Source organism: uncultured Aquincola sp., from assembly GCF_964001545.1.
GTDB lineage: Bacteria > Pseudomonadota > Gammaproteobacteria > Burkholderiales > Burkholderiaceae_C > Aquincola.
The window spans coordinates 1-1717 of record NZ_CAXFDV010000410.1 but is presented as its reverse complement, the minus strand read 5'-3'; the positions used below and the strand labels follow the sequence as shown (position 1 = coordinate 1717).

At 67.4% G+C, this 1717-nt stretch carries 2 protein-coding genes; both read left to right on the top strand.

The genetic code is table 11. From position 1 onward, the window contains the following. The coding region (gene fabG / locus ABNT58_RS14005) for a 3-oxoacyl-[acyl-carrier-protein] reductase (RefSeq protein WP_348754077.1) at window positions 1-749 on the top strand (749 nt) is incomplete at its 5' end. Window positions 750-784: 35 nt separating this feature from the next. Further along, on the top strand, window positions 785-1717 hold a 933-nt coding region (locus ABNT58_RS14000; RefSeq protein WP_348754076.1), incomplete at its 3' end, for an RNB domain-containing ribonuclease.

The window sequence follows — 1717 nt, the reverse complement described above, 5'->3', positions numbered from 1 at the left end:
TGCGACTGAAAGACAAGATCTGCATCGTCACCGGCGCGGCCCAGGGCATCGGCCTGGCCACCGCCACCAAGTTCGCGGCCGAAGGCGCGACCGTCATCGTCTGCGACGTGAAGCCCGCCGCCATCGATGCCGCGGTGACCCAGTGCGTGGAGCACACCGGCCGCGCCGGCTGCGCCGAAGGCCATGTGGTGGACGTGACCGACCGTGCGCAGGTCGATGCGATGGTGGCGGCGGTCAAGGCCCGCCATGGCCGCATCGACGTGCTGGTGAACAACGCCGGCATCACGAAAGACGCGCGGCTGGTGAAGATGACCGAAGCCCAGTTCGACGCTGTGATCGACGTCAACCTTCGCGGCGTGTTCCATTGCGCGCAGGCGGTGGCCGAGACCATGACGGCGCAGGGCGGCGGCGTGATCCTCAATGCCTCCAGCGTGGTGGGCATCTACGGCAACTTCGGCCAGACCAACTATGCGGCCAGCAAGTTCGGCGTCATCGGCTTCACCAAGACCTGGAGCCGCGAGCTGGGCCCCAAGGGCGTGCGGGTGAATGCGGTGGCCCCGGGCTTCGTGGAGACGCCCATCCTCTCGACCATCCCCGACAAGGTGCTGCAGCAGATGCGCGAGCAGGTGCCGCTGCACCGGCTGGGCAAGCCGGAAGAGATCGCCAACGTGTATGCCTTCCTGGCCAGCGACGAAGCCAGCTACATCAACGGCGCGGTGATCGAAGTGTCTGGCGGCATGGTGGTCTAGCCGTCTGTTGCGTCCCAGGTGGGACAATCGGCCGGATGTATGCACTGTTCGATGAATCCGGCAAATTCCTGGCCGGCCGCGTGATGTCCGAGGCCGAGAGCTCGATGCAGATCGAGCTCGACTCGGGCAAGCGCGTCAAGGTCAAGCTGGCCAACGTCCTGATGAAGTTCGACAAGCCGGCCCCGGCCGAGCTGATCGCCGCCGGCCAGCGCCTGGCGACCGAGATCGACCTGGACCTGGCCTGGGAATTCGCGCCCGAAGGCGAGTTCGGCTTCGTGGACCTGGCGCGCGACTATTTCGATGCCAAGGCCGGGCTGGAGCAGCAGGCCGCCGCCCTCTTCCGCCTGTACGAGGCGCCGCACTACTTCCGGCGCATGGGCAAGGGCGTGTTCAAGAAGGCGCCCGAAGAAACCGTGAAGGCGGCGCTGCTGGGCATCGAGCGCAAGAAGCAGCAGGCCGCGCAGATCGAGGCCTGGGCCACCGAGCTGGCGGCCGGCACCTGCCCGGCGCCGGTGCAGGAGCAGCTCTACAAGATCCTGTTCAAGCCCGACAAGAACGCGCCTGAATACAAGGCCGTGGTCGAGGCCGCCAAGCGTTCGCAGCGCGCGCCGCTGGACCTGCTCAAGGCCGCGGGCGCCATCCGCAGCCCCTACCAGTTCCACTGGAAGCGCTTTTTGTTCGAGCAGTTCCCCAAGGGCACCGGCTTTCCGGCGCTGCAGGCCCCGGCCATTGCAGAGCCGCTGCCGCTGGCGCCAGTGCAGGCTTTCTCGATCGACGATTCGCAGACCACCGAGATCGACGACGCGTTGTCGGTGCAGGGCCTGGGCACCGGCACCGTGGTGTTCGGCGTGCACATCGCCGCGCCGGGGCTGGCCATTGCGCCGGGCAGCGCCATCGACAAGGTGGCGGGCGAGCGCCTGTCCACCGTGTACATGCCGGGCTGGAAGCTGACCATGCTGCCCGACGAG